This window comes from Segeticoccus rhizosphaerae (assembly GCF_009192725.1).
Classification (GTDB): domain Bacteria; phylum Actinomycetota; class Actinomycetes; order Actinomycetales; family Dermatophilaceae; genus Segeticoccus; species Segeticoccus rhizosphaerae.
The window spans coordinates 1-2,857 of record NZ_VOHR01000418.1 but is presented as its reverse complement, the minus strand read 5'-3'; the positions used below and the strand labels follow the sequence as shown (position 1 = coordinate 2,857).

Here is a 2,857-nt window from a genome sequence, read left to right as displayed (position 1 = left end):
CCCACCGATGGCGCCGGGCCGCCAGAGCAGGTCAGGCATCCGGGCCCACGCCGGCGGCGCCCGGGCCGGGCCGCGGGGGCAGCGACAGCGGGGGCATCGCATCCGCGTAGAACGGCGGTGCCACGACACTGAGGCCGCCGTCGACGACGAGGGTCTGACCAGTGACGTACTCGGAGGCGGCGGACAGCAGGAAGAGCACGACGTCCGAGACCTCCTGCACCGTGCCCATCCGTGCCTTGGGCACCTTGGCGAGGACCTCCTCCAGCGGGGGCATTCCCGGGACGTCATAGAAGAACGCGGACGAGTCGGACTCGATGATGCCGCCGTTGACCGCGTTGACGTTGATGCCGTATGGCGCGAACTCCACGGCCATGTAGCGCACCCAGGCCTCCAGCGCGGCCTTCGCGGTCCCCAGGTTGGCGTAGGTGGGGTAGGCCCGTTGGCTGCCGTAGCTCGACAGCGTGACGATTCGCCCCCCGTCGCGCATCAACGGCACCGCACGCTGAGCGGCGAGGACGAACGACCGGACGTTCATGGCATAGGAGCGGTCGAGGTGGTGCTGCCCGAGGTCGAGGATCCGCTTGAACGAGCTGGCCGCCGCGTTGTTCACGAAGTGATCGAGGCGGCCGTAGCGCTCAGTGACCACGTCGAAGAGGCGATCGATGTCGGCCGGCTGCTCGACGTCGGCCTGCACCATGGTGCCGGCACCTCCACGCTGCTCGATCTCCGCGAGCGTCTGGGCCGCGAGGTCCTCGTTCTTCTTGTAGTTGACCACGACCGTGCCGCCGTGCGCGGCCAGCGAGAGCGCGAGTGAACGCCCGATCCCGCGAGAGCTGCCCGTGATGAGCGAGACGGTGCGCGAGAAGGATGCAGTCGGTTCCGCCTGCTCCGTGGCGGTCACCGGACGGCCTCCCCGTCCCGCTCGTACCGACGCAGGACCTCCCGGGCGATCACCGTCTTCTGGATCTCGTTGGTCCCTTCCTCGAACCGTTGGGCACGGGCGTCGCGATAGACCCGCTCGATGGCGCTGGAGGACCAGTAGCCGATGCCGCCATGGATCTGCAGGGCCTTGTCGGTGACCCTGGTGAGCATGTCCACCGCGACGAGCTTGCACATGGAGGACACGGCGACGACGTCCTCGCTGTCGCCGCGCTCCCACTCTCGAGCGGCATGGGCGACGAGCTGTCGAGCCGCCTCGAGGTCGGCGGCGTTCTCGGCGATCATGAACGAGATCGCCTGTCGTTGGGACAGGGTCTTGCCGAAGGTCGTGCGGTGCAGGGCGTGGTGCACGGCAAGGTCCTGGGCGCGTCGGGCCAGCCCGACGCAAGTCATGCCCACGGCGATCCGGCTCGGCGTGAGGAAGCCGCCGAGTGCGACCTCCAGGCCCTGGCCCTCGGCGCCGAGCCGGTCCGCGACCGGCACCGGCGCGTCCTCGAAGACCAGGTGCGCGTGGTCGGTGCCGCGCACACCCATCGTCTCCGCCATCGGTGTGACGGTCACACCGGGGGTCGACCGGTCCACCATGAGGGCGAGCGTGCCCTCCTTGCCGGTGCTGCCCGTCAGCCGGGCGAACAGCAGCCACCGGTCGCAGTTGACGCCGAAGGTGATCAGGTGCTTCTCGCCGGAGAGCAGGTAGCGGTCGCCCTCACGGGTGACGTGGCACCGCAGATCGGCCCCGGTGCCGGCGGTCGGCTCGGTGAGGGTGAACGCCACTCTGCTCTCCCCCTTGACCTGCGGTATGACGAAGCGCGCTCGTTGCTCGTCGGTGGCGAACTGGTCGATCGCCCGCCAGACGCCGTTGCACACGTGCACGATCATCCGCAACGACGCGTGCGACATCGAGAACAGCTCGAGCAGCTGCAGGTAATGGGAGAACGTCAGGCCCGCCCCGCCATACTCCTGCGGCGCTGCCAGCGAAAGGTAGCCGCGCTCCCGCAGCTCGTCCCACAGCCCCTGTGCGACCACTCCCTCGCGCTCGATGCGATCGGCCCAGACCTCGCCCGGTCCGGCCACGTAGGCGGCGACCTCGTCCTTGAGCGCGGTGAAGCGCGCCTCGTCCACGGTCTGATGGGTGTCCACGACAGCTCTCGCCACGGATGTCGGAGTCGTCTGGGTCACGTCGGCAGCTCCTCCTCGGTGCGGGTCCGGAACCCCCGGGCCCGTTCGCGCAGCACGAACTTCTGCACCTTGCCGGTGGCATTGCGTGGCAGGTGGTCCACGAGCTCGAGCCGCTCCGGCCAATAGTGCTTGGACACCTCGTGGCTGTCCAGGTGCTTCTGCATCGACTCGAAGTCCAGCTCGGAGTCGGGCGCGAGGACGACGAAGGCACAGGCGCGCTCCCCCAGCCGACGGTCCGGCATCGCCACGATGGCGACGTCGTCGACCGACGGGTGCTCGAAGAGCAGCTGCTCGATCTCCGAGACCGGCACCTTCTCCCCGCCCCGGTTGATGATGTCCTTGACCCGGCCACTGATCCGGATGTAGCCGGACTCATCCAGGATCCCGAGGTCGCCCGTGCGGAAGAAGCCGTCGGCGGTGTAGGCCTGCGCCGTCCAGTCCGGGTGCCCGAGGTAGCCCTCGAAGAAGGTCGGCCCGCGCAGCTCGAAGTTGCCCTCCACACCGCGGGAAAGCGGCCGGCCCCGATCGTCGGTGATGCGCACCTCGATGCCCGCCAGCGGCCGGCCGTCGGTGCCCCAGGCCTTGATGGGCTCGTCGGCAGGCGCCGACAAGGTGCCCAGGCACGTCTCGGTCGTGCCCCATGCACCGCACACCGCGGCGTCGAGCACCCGCGTCGCCCGCTCGGCCAGGCCACGGGGCACGGCGGCTCCGGTGGCCACGAACACGCGGAGGGTCTCGG

3 protein-coding genes are annotated in these 2,857 nt (G+C 69.7%); all 3 read right to left on the bottom strand.

What is annotated here, in order from left to right; genetic code table 11:
• Window positions 1-31: 31 nt before the first annotated feature.
• Window positions 32-901, bottom strand: a complete 870-nt coding sequence (locus FRW57_RS19950) for an SDR family oxidoreductase (protein WP_137121156.1) — start codon at window positions 899-901, stop codon at window positions 32-34.
• On the bottom strand, window positions 898-2,118 hold the full coding sequence (locus FRW57_RS19945) for an acyl-CoA dehydrogenase family protein (protein WP_203230442.1): 1,221 nt from the start codon (window positions 2,116-2,118) through the stop codon (window positions 898-900). Before FRW57_RS19945 ends, FRW57_RS19950 begins: the two co-directional genes overlap by 4 nt.
• The coding region (locus FRW57_RS19940; RefSeq protein ID WP_152186871.1) for an AMP-binding protein at window positions 2,115-2,857 on the bottom strand (743 nt) is incomplete at its 5' end. The genes FRW57_RS19945 and FRW57_RS19940, both read right to left, overlap by 4 nt.